The organism is Phascolarctobacterium succinatutens CAG:287, assembly GCF_000434895.1.
GTDB lineage: Bacteria > Bacillota > Negativicutes > Acidaminococcales > Acidaminococcaceae > Phascolarctobacterium_A > Phascolarctobacterium_A succinatutens_A.
In genome coordinates this window covers 35545-47548 of sequence record NZ_FR892794.1, presented here as the reverse complement: position 1 = coordinate 47548, position 12004 = coordinate 35545, and the positions used below count along the sequence as shown (strand labels likewise).

General features: G+C 51.8%; 10 protein-coding genes. 5 read left to right on the top strand and 5 right to left on the bottom strand.

The annotated features are described in order from the left end of the window. Window positions 1–112 precede the first annotated feature (112 nt). The 5 genes from BN587_RS06095 to BN587_RS06075 all read left to right on the top strand — a co-directional run bounded on the left by BN587_RS06095 (window position 113) and on the right by BN587_RS06075 (window position 6028). The gene (locus tag BN587_RS06095; RefSeq protein WP_021720260.1) at window positions 113–877 is read left to right on the top strand and encodes an AAA family ATPase; all 765 of its coding nucleotides are present in this window, start codon (window positions 113–115) and stop codon (window positions 875–877) included. Between the two features lie 10 nt (window positions 878–887). Continuing rightward, entirely contained in the window at window positions 888–2399 is a 1512-nt protein-coding gene (locus tag BN587_RS06090) for a nitrogenase component 1 (protein WP_021720259.1), read from the top strand. After that, window positions 2396–3619, top strand: a complete 1224-nt coding sequence (locus BN587_RS06085) for a nitrogenase component 1 (RefSeq protein ID WP_021720258.1) — start codon at window positions 2396–2398, stop codon at window positions 3617–3619. The genes BN587_RS06090 and BN587_RS06085 overlap by 4 nt, the downstream gene beginning before the upstream one ends. A gap of 27 nt (window positions 3620–3646) precedes the next feature. Beyond that, entirely contained in the window at window positions 3647–4069 is a 423-nt protein-coding gene (locus tag BN587_RS06080; RefSeq protein WP_021720257.1) for a flavodoxin, read from the top strand. Between the two features lie 252 nt (window positions 4070–4321). Next, on the top strand, window positions 4322–6028 hold the full coding sequence (locus BN587_RS06075) for an ABC transporter ATP-binding protein (protein WP_021720256.1): 1707 nt from the start codon (window positions 4322–4324) through the stop codon (window positions 6026–6028). Between the two features lie 173 nt (window positions 6029–6201). On the opposite strand, the gene BN587_RS06070 is transcribed toward BN587_RS06075, so the two are convergent. From BN587_RS06070 to BN587_RS06050, 5 genes are all read right to left on the bottom strand, one after another. Then, window positions 6202–6393, bottom strand: a complete 192-nt coding sequence (locus BN587_RS06070; protein WP_021720255.1) for a hypothetical protein — start codon at window positions 6391–6393, stop codon at window positions 6202–6204. Between the two features lie 82 nt (window positions 6394–6475). Further along, complete coding sequence (locus tag BN587_RS06065; RefSeq protein WP_049897193.1) at window positions 6476–7141, bottom strand: Rpn family recombination-promoting nuclease/putative transposase; 666 nt, start codon at window positions 7139–7141, stop codon at window positions 6476–6478. Continuing rightward, window positions 7104–7463: a PD-(D/E)XK nuclease family transposase gene (locus BN587_RS06060; protein WP_021720253.1), complete on the bottom strand. Its 360-nt coding sequence runs from the start codon at window positions 7461–7463 to the stop codon at window positions 7104–7106. Before BN587_RS06060 ends, BN587_RS06065 begins: the two co-directional genes overlap by 38 nt. Window positions 7464–7771: 308 nt before the next feature. Further along, on the bottom strand, window positions 7772–10819 hold the full coding sequence (locus BN587_RS06055; protein ID WP_021720252.1) for an efflux RND transporter permease subunit: 3048 nt from the start codon (window positions 10817–10819) through the stop codon (window positions 7772–7774). Then, the gene (locus BN587_RS06050; protein ID WP_021720251.1) at window positions 10819–11943 is read right to left on the bottom strand and encodes an efflux RND transporter periplasmic adaptor subunit; all 1125 of its coding nucleotides are present in this window, start codon (window positions 11941–11943) and stop codon (window positions 10819–10821) included. Before BN587_RS06050 ends, BN587_RS06055 begins: the two co-directional genes overlap by 1 nt. Between the last annotated feature and the right edge of the window lie 61 nt (window positions 11944–12004).

The following is a 12004-nucleotide window of genomic DNA, read 5'->3' as shown; positions in this document are numbered from 1 at the left end:
TTAAGGGCGTTTTTTGGATACTTTTTGCCGCCCCTGGCAAAAAGTATCATAGCACGCAAGCGTAAGGGAAGCACACCAATTCATAAATAATAATACCCACAAGGAGAAAAACATGAGAAAAATAGCAATCTACGGTAAAGGCGGCATCGGCAAATCCACCACCACCTCAAATTTATCCGCAGCCCTCGCATTAAAAGGCTACAAAGTAATGCAAGTGGGCTGCGATCCCAAAAGCGACAGCACCAAAAACCTCATGGAAGGCAAACGCATCCCCACAGTATTAGAACAACTGAAAGCAAAAGGCGAAGCCTTGAAATTAGAGGACATTGTCTTTGAAGGCTTCGGCGGCGTCCTGTGCGTAGAAGCCGGCGGCCCCACCCCCGGCATCGGCTGTGCAGGCCGCGGCATCATCTCCGCCTTCGAAAAGCTGGCCGAGCTGGAAGCCTTTGAAACCTACAAGCCTGACATCGTCATCTACGACGTATTAGGCGACGTAGTCTGCGGTGGCTTTGCCATGCCCATCCGCGGAGGCTACGCACGCGAGGTATTCATCGTATCCTCCGGCGAAATGATGGCCCTCTACGCGGCAAGCAACATCGCCCAGGCCATCAAAAACTTTGGCCGTCGCGGTTATGCACGCTTGAAAGGCATCATTCTTAACGCCAAAAACATTGAGAATGAGCAGGAGCTGGTAGCTAAAGCTGCTGCAGAAATCGGCACCGAGGTTGTGCAGTACGTACCGCGCAGCGGCGATATCCAAATCGCCGAAAATCAGGGCGGTACCGTCAGCGAATTTGTCAAGGATTCCCCAATGGTACAGGTATACAACGAATTAGCCGAGCGTGTGCTGGCTATGAGTGAGGACGAAGAAGAATAGGAGGCAGTACATGGACTTAAAGGAAGATGCAATGTGGAAGATGGCCGAAAAAATGGGCATGCCCAAAAGCGCCATCGAAGCCATCAAGGCTAAGCAGAAAAACGGCGATAAAAGCGCTATGCCCGACATGGGCAAGATGAAGAGCATGATGCAGGCAATGAAGGGCGAAAAAAAGGATGAAATGCGCAAAATGGCTGAGAAAATGGGTATGCCGCCGCAGGCTGCAGGCATGGACGGAAACGAAATCTTAGGCCGCCTGAACCGCTTGAGCAAGGTGCAGACAATCAAGGATGTGCCCCAGCTCACAACAGCGCTGTTCCCCGGCACTCACTGCCCGTTGATGGGTGCTGCGATGGTGGCAGGCGGTATCGAAGATTGCCTGCTGGTAATCGTAGGCACGGACGAATGCAGCTATTACACCAAAAGCCTCACCATCAACGAGCGCTACGGCGGTATTGCGGGACGCTGCGTTTCCGTTGTGCTCGACAGCCATGATGTAACCTTCGGCAGCACCGAAAGCATGCACAAGGCCTTCAAAGAAATAGTGGCGGAATATCAGCCGAAATGCGTGATGCTCGTCACCACCTGCGTAATTGAGGTAATCGGCGATGATTACGACGCCATTGCCGCAGAGCTGACCAAGCAGTACAATATTCCGGTAATGGCGGCGCACACCGAGCACTTTAAGTGCGAGGATCACTTCCCCGGTCTGGAGCGCGCCATTACTGCCTGCGCCGCCATGATGCAAAAGCAGGACTGCGACGGCAGTGTCAATGTTCTGGGACAGCGCATGGGCAACTTTGCCGATACAGAGCTGCACGCATTTTTAGCGGCAGCAGGCGTCAAACTGGGCGTACAGATGCCCAGCGGCTGCACTGCCGAGGAAATCCGCCGTGCTCCCGCAGCGAAAGTAAACATCGTCGTGCATGATATTGCGCTGCCGTTGGCGCAGGCTATGCAGGAGCAGTACGGCATTCCTTACGTTTACTTCAACCGCTTCGCAGCGCCGGAAAAAATCCTGCAGACCTATCAGCATCTGTTTAATTATCTGGAGCTGCCGCTGCCTGCGGAGATTGGCGCTAAGTTTGAGGAATGCAAGGAATTGGAGCAGAAGGTGCTGCCTGACGTCAAGGGTGTGCCCTATATCTACGGCAATACGCAGTATGACTGCTTCGAGCTCAACAGCTATCTGTGCAGCCTGGGCCTGGTGCCGCAGCTGATTCAGAGCAATAAGCTGAGCGAGGCTAATTTTGCGGATATCGAAAGCATTCTGGCGCAAACCGACCCGTACATCTGCAAGGCGGCAAATATCGCACCGCTGCAATATGTTTACGACGTACTGCATCCGTGGTTCTATATGGGCCATGAGTTCGGTGACCGCCTGCGCCGCAAGGGCATTGCCCTGCTGCACAGCGACCCGGCAGGCAAAATGCTGGGCTTTGAATGCAGCAGCTTCATGTTGCAGGCAGTGGCGAAGGCTGTAGCCGACGCAAAGAAATTCAGAGAGGAGGCCGGCCTGTGAGCTTAGTAAGATTTTTACCGATACCGTCGGACAGAATGGGAATTATCTGGAGCCTTTTGACCGTACAGGGCGCCATCGTACTGGAATACGGCCCCGCCGGCACCACGCACTACAGCATGGGCTTATACGGAGGCTTGGGCCTGCGCTTTCAAAACCGCCTCTTTACCACGCATATGAGCGAGGACGATGTTGTCATGGGCGACGTAACACGTCTGGAGGAAGCAATTATCGAACTGGACAAAAGTTATGCGCCGAAGGTTATCTTCGTCGTAGCCTCCTCCGTAACTGCCGTCATCGGCACCGACATCAAGGGCGTGTGCCGTTATATGCAAAACGAGGTCAAGGCTAAGCTTGTGGCCTTCGAGCAGGGCGGCTTCCGCGGTGATTACAGCGTCGGCCTGGCCGAAACCTACAAGCTGCTGGTGCGCAACCTGCCACAGAAGGATGCAGTGCAGGAGGCGGGCGTGTACAACATCATCGGCGCCTCTGCGTGGCGCTACCGCATGGCAAGCGACATCTGGGAGGTAAAGAGCCTGCTGAGTGAAGCACTGGACCTGCGCTGTAATGCCTGCCTTTGCTGCGACACCAGCGTAGACGAGCTGCAGGCTATGGGCAAGGCACAGGTAAATATTGTGCTGGGCAACGAAGGCCTTGCCGCTGCCAAATATCTTGAAGAAAAGTTCGGTACGCCATATGTTTATGCCGTTCCCTACGGCTACAGCGGCACCGTAAGCTTTTTGGAGCAGGTAGGCGCAGCGGTTGGCAAAGCTCCTGAGCCCATGGTGCTGATGCGCATCAAAATGAAGGAAAAGGGCATGTCCATGCTCAGCATGTTTGCTATGATGGGCGGCAGTAAGCCAAGACAGGCCGCTGTTAAGGGCGATTATGACCTGGTGCAGGGTGTGGGCGCTTTCCTGGAGCAGGCAGGCATTAGCGTGACGCACAAAATGTGCGCGCACAGTTTGAAGGCTATAACCGAACCGGTGGCAGACGTAGAAGCCTACGCCGAGGAGGGCGAATGGCTGCAGGAAATCCGTGAGCTGCGCGACACGCTGCTTTTTGCGGATGACGTGGCGCTTACGCAGGCAGATGCAAGCAACACGAAGGTGCTCATCAGCGCGCCGTTTATGAATGGCGTAGTGGCGACACACATGCCGTTTATGGGCGAAAAGGGTGCTGATTTCCTGCTGGAGCAAATCCAGGGTTATTATCAAAAGTAAAGTTTAAAGCAAAAGGAGGACACTATCATGAAACAAATTCCTGTAATTTTTTGGACCGGTACCGGTAACACACAAATGATGGCTGACGCTATTGCGGAAGCAATTAACGCTGCCGGTGCGGAGGCTGTTGTAAAAAATGTCAGCGAAATCACTGCTGACGAGGCTGCAGGCTATGACGCTCTGGCACTGGGCTGCCCGGCAATGGGCGCTGAAGTGCTGGAGGAATGCGAATTCGAGCCGTTCTTCACCGAGCTTGAAGGCAAGCTGGCAGGCAAAAAGGTAGCACTCTTCGGCTCCTATGGCTGGGGCGGAAGCTATATGCAGGATTGGGAAGCACGCGTTAAGGACGCGGGTGCGACACTTGTGGCTGACGGCGTACTGGCGCTGGGTGCTCCCGACGACGAAGCAATGGCCAAGCTGGCGGAAGCAGGCAAGCTGCTTGCCGAATAAGGCTTAAGCAACACCAAAAACTGCCTTCCGATTTTAGGAAAGGCAGTTTTTTAGTGAAGCGCTTGTGTTATAGCAATTGGCAAATAGCTCGCTTTATGATATTATTTAAGAACACATCCTATTGACTTTATACCTGCTATATAGTGTAGACTGTATCATCATAAAAGAAAATATATAACGCTACGGCAGCGTTTTGGCAAAAGCTGCTGCCCGCGCTTTAGAAAATATATGAATAGAGGATAGGAAAGCTTTATGTTCAAAACATTTCTCAGCTATTATAAACCGTATAAGGGTATTCTGCTCTTTCTTGTGATAGGCTCGCTGCTGCGTGCGCTGCTCGAGCTGTTCTTTCCCTATGTAGTGAAGCTGATGCTGGAACAGCAGCTGCCGCTCAAAAATCTGCCGCTGCTCCTTGAATGGTCGGCAGCACTGCTTGCCATGTATCTGGTAAACTTCGGCATGCATTTCAGCATCATCTACTGGGCGCAGTCCATGAGCTATTCTATGGAACGCGATATGCGCCGCGATTTGTTCAGCCATCTGCAGAAGCTGTCCTTCGGCTTTTACGATAAAAATAAAAGCGGTCAGCTGCTTTCGCGCCTCACCAGCGATTTGAGCGAAATTAACGGCTTCGCAGGCAATGCGCCGATTGATCTTACCGTCTGCGGGCTGACGATGGGCGGCACGATGGTTATTCTTATTTACATGAATCCTATGCTGGGCAGCCTTATTGCCTTCCTGCTTCTGGTGAAGGCAGTGCATACCGTTTTCGTCAACCTGCGCATGAAAAAGGCCTTCTTTGCCAATCGTGTGGCAATGGGCGAGGTAACGGGCAAGGCTGCGGAAAGCATCAACGGCGTGCGTCTGATCAAGGCCTTCGCGGGCGAGCGCAGCGATATGGCGCAGTTTATGGAAAAGGCGGATGCCTATCTGACAGTATGTAAAAAATCCTTCAAAATAACATCTTATTTCGTCGGCAGTATGATTTTCTTCAGCAACTTTATCAATGTGGCGATATTAGTAGTGGGCGGCCTGCTGATAAATCAGGGACTGATGAGCTTCGGTGAGCTAGTGGCCTTCTTCCTCTACGTGGGCCTGTTTATGAAGCCGCTGATGCAGCTTTTAGGCTTCATTCAGGTATATCAGCGCGGCATGGCAGGCTTCAAGCGTTTTTATGAGCTGCTGCAGGAAAAGCCCGAGATTATTGATGCACCGGATGCTAAAATTTGCCCGCCCTGCAAGGGGAACATCACCTTTGATAACGTCAGCTTTGCCTATGCGGACGGCAGACCTGTTATCCGCAACCTTTCGCTGAGCGTGGCAGCAGGTGAAACTGTGGCCTTTGTGGGCGCTACGGGAGCAGGCAAAACAACTATTGCCAGCCTTTTGCTGCGCTTTTACGAGCCTCAGAGCGGCAGAATTCTGCTGGACGGCTGCGATATCCGTGAATTTACGCAGGAATCGCTGCGCAGGCAAATCGGCCTAGTACAGCAGGATGTCTTTCTCTTCGGCGACAGCGTGCGCTACAACATAGCCTACGCCAAACCGGATGCGACAGCGGACGAGGTGCAGGCGGCAGCGAAGGCTGCGGCGGCGGATGAGTTTATCCAAAAGCTGCCTGCGGGCTACGATACCGAGGTGGGTGAGCGCGGCGTGAAGTTGAGCGGCGGCCAGAAGCAGCGATTGGCGATTGCGCGCGTATTCCTCAAAAATCCTCCGGTAGTAGTGTTGGATGAGGCTACAAGCGCACTCGACAATATTACGGAACAGCAGATACAAAAGGAGCTCGACGAGCTGGCGGTAGGACGTACCACGCTGATTATTGCGCACCGTCTTTCCACCATCCGTCATGCGGACAAGATTGTGGTGCTTGACGAGGGCGCTGTTGCGGAATGCGGCAGCCATGAGGAGCTGCTGGCGCGCAAAGGGCGTTATTATGATTTGTATCAGAAGGAGTAAAGCAGAGGCTTGCGGATGCAGGCGTACTGCAGAAGATAATAAAATAGCGCATGCTGTTGCTAAAGCGTGCACTGAGAATACAGAAAACCCATGTCTTGCCGATTTCGGCGGGACATGGGTTTTAGTAATTTGTGTTTAATTTTTTATTTTGATATTAGGCTTGCTTTACGTGCTTAAGCCTCTTCCTTCAGTTTCTCCACATCAGCGAGAGATAAATTTGTAAGCTCAGCGATAACCTCGGGAGAATAGCATCCCTTAGCCAGCATACGTTTAGCAGTAGCGAGTTTCTCTTTAGCTTTGCCTTTGGCAATACCCACAGCTTCGCCCTCACGTCTTTCATCTAACAAACGCGCTTCCATAAGCATAAATTCCCGCCTTACTTTCGTATCTAATTTGAGATAGCTGATTTCATCGTCAATCTGTTTAGTGAAATCAGTATTAGAGTGGTTAAGCTTCTTCCTTTAGCTTCTCCACATCAGCGAGAGATAAATTTGTAAGCTCCGCAATATCCTCGAGAGAATAGCAGCCCTTAGCCATCATACGCTTAGCAGTAGCGATATTGGCATTTGCTTCGCCTTCGGCAATGCCCTCACGTCTTTCATCTAACAAACGTGCTTCCATAAGCATAAATTCTCGCCTCACTTTCGTATCAAGTTTGAGATAGCTGATTTCATCATCTATCTGCTTGGTGAAATCAGTAGTTACAATGTGGTTATTTACATAATCATAAAAGCTCTTGATGTCCTTGGAGATATCGCCATGCGTACCTTTGGTGTTCAAAATCATGGTGGTCGCTTCATCGGGAAGCTCCAGCTCCAAATTCTCCAGACAACGTTTTTTAAAGGTATAGACATAATTACATTTTTCAAAGAAATCAAAAACACAGATAAAAATGATAAAGGTCGGTGGCAGCAGGTCATAAGGCTGGCCTGCCTGCAGCAAATCAATATCAAGCAGCGCCTGATAATAGCAGGAACGCTTGGGAAGAACGTAAGTGTCCGTATCGGGATTTTTATTGTTTTTCACCTGCATCTCCAGATTATAATGAGTATTTTTGTCATCCGCTACAATGATATCAAGGCGGATGCCGCGATCCCTTCTGCAGCAAATCAATATCAAGCAGCGCCTGATAATAGCGTGAGCGCTTGGGCAGGACGTAGGTATCCGTATCAGGATTTTTATTGTTTTTCACCTGCATCTCCAGATTATAATGCGTGTTTTTATCGTCCGCTACGATGATATCAAGGCGGATGCCGCGGCTGGTGTACTCAGGCTCAAGCGTCTTTTCTGCCTCCAGATAGTTGATGTCGGCAATTTCTATCTGCAGCAGCTCCTCCAGCAGATGCTTGCAGATGCGCTTGCGCGACATAACCTTTTTGAAGATGAAGTCACTTTGAATCGTCAGGTTGGCAAATTTTGTTAGCAGGTCTTGCATGGTTTCTCTCCTTTCATTTTAACACAGATGTTATAAAAAATACATAAGCAGCGCAAAAACAAAAAAGAGTAGTACCCTGGCGATTAAAAAATCGTCAGTTCGTACTACTCTTAGAATGTACCAGATAAATGGCCTTGCTTAAGCTTCTGCAGCTAAAGTGGAGCTGCAGGATATACTGCTTATTTTCTTGTCCGTAGGTAAGGTAGCTGAAAGCGTAATGTTACCTGCAATTTTGGAAGAACATGCTTTAAGTTTACTTGAAATTCAGGAGAATGTCAAGGGAAGAAGGCTGCCTTACAATCTCAGCTCTATTCTGCTTTCACCTTAAAGACAATCGCATACAGCACCGGCAGTACCACCAGCGTCAGCAGCGTTGCTCCGGTCAGACCGCAGGCAATAGCCACAGCCATCGCATTCCAGAACTGGCTGGCGAACATAGGAATCAATCCCAGTACCGTAGTGAAGGCTGCCAGCATAATCGGACGGAAACGCACAATTGCTGATTCCGTAATCGCCTTGGCAGGCTCCATCCCGGCATCAAGATGCTGCTGAATCTGGTCAACCAGCACCATACTGTTACGGATAATTGTACCGGTGAGCGCCAGAATACCCAGCTCCGCCATAAAGCCCAACGCGGAATTAAACAGTAGCAGGCCGAAGATAACGCCGATTATACCCATCGGCGCCGTCAGCATAATAACCAGCAGCTTGCGGATATCCTGCATCTGCAGCATAATCAGAACGACAATCAGCAGCAGCATCAGCGGTATCGGCTTCATCAGATAATTCAATGTATCGTTGCTGTCCTCCAGCGAACCGCCGACCTCAATGCTCATGCCGGCAGGCAGCTCCTTGCGCAACGGCTCCAGCTCCTTATACACCTGCTTGGTGACATCATTGCCGGTAACGCCGTCAACAATACCGCCGTTGACGGTAATCGTAGGACGCAGGTTGCGGCGCCAGATGATATTGTCCTCGCTGGTGTAGTCAAGATGCGCAATTTGTGACAGCGGTACAGCACCCTGGCTCGTAGGAATGGAGATAGTTTCCAGCTGCGAAATATCTGCGCGCTGGTCAGGCTGCAGGCGGAAAACGATACCAATCTGCTGGTCACCCTCCAGATAGGTTGCAACAGTATAACCGGATACCTGTGCCTGCAGAGCGTTGGCTACAGTCTGACGTGTGAGCCCCATTTGCAGCAGCTTGTCATTGTCGACCTTCAGCTTAACGGCGTTGGTCTGCTCCAGCCAGTCAAGACGTGTCATGTTGACATAGGGATTAGCGGCCATAACCTTGCGCACCTTCTGCGCATATTCCTTAACCTGCGCGTCGTTGTTGCCGCTGACGCGGATCATAACAGGATAGGGAGCAGGCGGACCGAGCGGAATCGAGCGGGAGTAGACGATAGCCTCCGGCAAATGCTCGGCAGCAAGCTCGCTGATGCGCTTCTCCAGTTTTTTGCGGTCCTCAACGCTCTTGGCTACAACAACGAGCTGTGCGTAGTTATCGCGCGGCTGTACCGGGTCGATTACCAGCACAAAGCGCGGTGCGCTTTCGCCTACGTAGGTGGAAACATGGTCTAATTCTTTATCATCCTTAATCAGATTCGTCAGCTTGCGTGCTGCGGCATCTGTAGTTTTAATCGAACTGCCCTCAGGCATATTAAGCTCTACTAAAAGCTCAGGACGTACGGAGGCAGGGAAGAATTCCTGGCTGACGAAGCGCAGCATGAACATGGAAATACCCAACATTGCCAGAGTAATGCCGATAACCGTGATGCGGTGTCCTAATGCCCAGTGCAGCAGCTTGCGGAAGGCGCGGTAGAAGCTGTTATCATAAGATTCCTGCTTGATAACGGTAGGACGTATCCATTCATAGCCTAATACCGGTGCCAAGGTTGCGGAAACAAGCCAGGACAGCATCAGTGTTACGGTCATAACCGGGAAAAGGCTGTAGGCAAATTCCGAAGCGCTGGCCTTGGAGAAGGCAATCGGCATAAAGCCGAGGCAGGTGATGGTGGTGCCTGTCAGCAGCGGCCAGGCGCAGGTTTTGAAGGCGTAGGAGGCTGCTTCCTTACGCGGCATGCCTTCGGACATTTTTACCTCCATCAGCTCAACAACGACGATGGCGTCATCGACCAGCATACCCAGGGAAACAACCAGTGCGCCCAGGGATACCTTATGCAAATCAATGCCCAAAGCGAACATGGCGCAGAAGGAGCCTAACAAAATCAGCGGGATGCAGCAGGAAATTACGTAACCGCTGCGGCGTCCGAGTGTCATCAGGCTGACTACCAGCACGATGATAATTGCCTCGTAAAGGCTTTCGGAGAATTCGCTGATGGATTTTTTTACTACCTCAGGCTGGTTGGCAACCTGATTAAGCTCCAGTCCGAGCGGCAGTTCCTTTTGGATACGGGCGATTTCCTTGGCAAGATTTTCGCCGAGCTTGATGTTATCGCCGCCGTCCTCCATAGAAAGAGCAATGCCGACTGCGGGCTTGCCGTTATAGTACATCATTGTTTCCGGCGGGTCTGCATAACCGCGGGTGATGGTTGCGATATCACCCAGGCGGAAGACACGGCCGTTGGCATTGATGGGGATGGCAGCAATATTTTCTACGCTGTCGGGGCTGCCGGTAATGCGCAGGTAGGAGTTGGCTGTGTCGGCTTCAATCATACCGCTGGCATTGACCGAGGTCTGTGCTTTGATAGTGTTGGCAATACTGTTGATATCCAGTCCCAGCTGTGCCAACTTGGCGGTTTGCATCTGCACGAAGATTTTTTCCGGTTGCACGCCTACCAGCTCAACCTTTTTGACATCAGGCACGCTGAAGAAGTCCAGCTTAATTTTTTCGGCGTATTTACGCATATCCTCATAGGTGAAGCCGTCACCGGTAATTGCGTAGATATTGCCGTAAACGTCATCAAAACGGTCGTTATAAAACGGACCTACGGTGCCCGAAGGCAAGTCCTTCTTGCCATCATTGACGATATTGCGCAGCTCCAGCCAGCGCTGACGTACCGTGTTGCCGGCAACCTCATCCTTGAGCGCTACGGTAATAACGCAGACGCCGGGACGCGAATAGCTGGTGATTTTTTTAACCTGCGGCAGACTTTGAATCTGCTTTTCCAGCGTATTGGTCAGATGCATCTCCACATCCTTGGCGCTGGCGCCGGGCCAGGCTGCGGATACTACCATCTGCTTGACGGCAAAGCTGGGGTCCTCGCTGCGGCCGAGCGATTTAAAGGAAAACATACCCATAATCAGCACAAGCACAGCGAAGAAGTAAACTAACTGGCGATGGTTAATAGCCCATTCTGCCCAGTTGGCATGATGTTTTTCGTTGTTTGACATCAGATATCACCGCCTTTGGTCAGACGCACCTGTTGGTTATCGACAAGCTTGCTGAGGCCGGCGGTTATCAGAATATCACCCTTGTTTAAGCCGCCTGCCAGACGCACATTGTTGCCTACATAGCCGGCAACCTTAACGTCCTGCAGCACAGCGCGGTTATTGCGTACCAGCCAGACCTGTGTCTTGCCGTTTACCTGATACAGTGCGGTAGCTGGAATAACAAGCTCGTCCTCGGACACCGCAGCGTCCTTAAAGCTTACCTTGGCAGTCATGCCGAGCTTCGCTTCTGCAGGCAGCTGCGGCACAGCAACGCGCACCTTATAGGTACGTGTAATGCTGTCGGCAATAGGCGCAATTTCGCGGACAGTGCCCTTCGCCGTAACATCGGGAAGCGCCCAGAAGCTGATATCTGCCTGCTGGCCTACGCTCAGCTTGACGTTTTCCGGCACGTTTATCTGGATTTCACGCTCACCGCTGCGCACGATGGTGACCATCGGCGTACCGGCTGCCGTTACCTGGCCTGCCTCGCCGGTGATGGCTGCCACAACGCCGTCGGCATCACTTGTCAGCTGCGTGTAGCTCAGCTGGTTGCCGCTGGCGTTGGCGTTGGCCTGTGCCTGGCGCAGCGCAGCATTGGCTGCCTCCAGCTGGGTGTTGTACTGGTCGCGCGTTGCTTCGCTCACAGCACCGCCGGCATACAGCTTGTTAAAGCGTGCCGCATTGTCGGCCGCCAGCTTTTGGTTGGCAATGGCAGATGCCAGCTGTGCATTGGCTGCTTCCACGCTTTGGTTTACGTCCTTCGGGTCAATTGTCATCAGAATCTGGCCGGCGTGTACCCGGTCGCCTACGTTGACAAGACGGGAAGCGATTCTGCCGGCAGTCTGGAAGGCCAGCTGGCTTTCGTAGCGCCCGCGTACCTCGCCGGGATAGACGGTGGAGGAATCGGCAATGCTTTCGCCGATCGTCATAGTCCTGACGATGGGGATGTAGTTTGCCTCCTGTGGCTTATGCATAATACTGCTGTAAAGCTGCCAGCCTGCGGCTGCCAGTACGACAACGGCAGCTCCGGCAACAAGTTTCTTTTTATCAGGAAGGTTGGGAAGTTTTTCCATAATAGACTGCATGATTTAACAGCTCCCTTGCAGAATAATTTTATTGTTGTAAAATTTTTAATCGTTCAATTAA